Annotated in this window: 1 protein-coding gene; it reads right to left on the bottom strand. The window is 61.3% G+C overall.

Annotation, left to right across the window (positions count from 1 at the left end; genetic code table 11):
- Position 1: 1 nt before the first annotated feature.
- Positions 2–1,084: elongation factor Tu (gene tuf, locus AC07X4_RS23945; RefSeq protein ID WP_494741544.1), on the bottom strand; the 1,083-nt coding region annotated here is incomplete at its 5' end.

The following is a 1,084-nucleotide window of genomic DNA, read 5'->3' as shown; positions in this document are numbered from 1 at the left end:
ATTAAGCAATGATCTTGGCCACGACGCCAGCGCCCACGGTACGGCCGCCTTCGCGGATAGCGAAGCGCAGACCTTCTTCCATGGCGATGGGGTTGATCAGCTTCACAGTGATCGACACGTTGTCACCAGGCATGACCATTTCCTTGTCGGCTGGCAGCTCGATGGCGCCAGTCACGTCGGTCGTGCGGAAGTAGAACTGGGGACGGTAGTTGTTGAAGAAAGGAGTGTGGCGACCGCCTTCGTCCTTGCTCAACACATACACCTCAGCCGTGAAGTGGGTGTGGGGCTTGATCGATCCGGGCTTGCACAGCACTTGGCCACGCTCCACGTCTTCGCGCTTGGTACCGCGCAGCAGCAGGCCGACGTTGTCGCCAGCTTGGCCTTGGTCCAGCAGCTTGCGGAACATTTCCACGCCGGTGCAGGTGGTCTTTTGCGTGTCGCGGATACCCACGATTTCGATTTCTTCGCCGACCTTGATGATGCCGCGTTCCACGCGACCGGTCACCACGGTGCCGCGGCCGGAGATGGAGAACACGTCTTCCACGGGCATCAGGAAGGCGCCGTCCACAGCGCGCTCAGGCGTGGGGATGTAGGTGTCCAGGGCTTCGGCCAGCTTCATGATGGCTTCTTCACCCAGCTTGCCCTTGTCGCCTTCCAGGGCGAGCTTGGCGGAGCCACGGATGATGGGGGTGTCGTCGCCTGGGAAGTCGTACTTGTCCAGGAGTTCGCGCACTTCCATTTCGACGAGTTCCAGCAGTTCTTCGTCGTCCACCATGTCGCACTTGTTCAGGAACACGATGATGTAAGGCACGCCCACTTGGCGAGCCAGCAGGATGTGCTCGCGGGTCTGGGGCATTGGGCCGTCAGCAGCAGAGCAGACCAGGATAGCGCCGTCCATCTGGGCAGCGCCGGTGATCATGTTCTTCACATAGTCGGCGTGGCCGGGGCAGTCCACGTGAGCGTAGTGGCGGTTGGCCGTTTCGTATTCCACGTGGGCGGTGTTGATCGTGATACCGCGGGCCTTTTCTTCGGGCGCAGCGTCGATCTGGTCGTAGGCCTTGGCTTCGCCGCCGAACTTGGCGGA

The sequence above is a fragment of the Acidovorax sp. GW460-11-11-14-LB4 genome, assembly GCF_059423685.1.
This window is presented reverse-complemented; position numbering and strand designations above follow the sequence as displayed.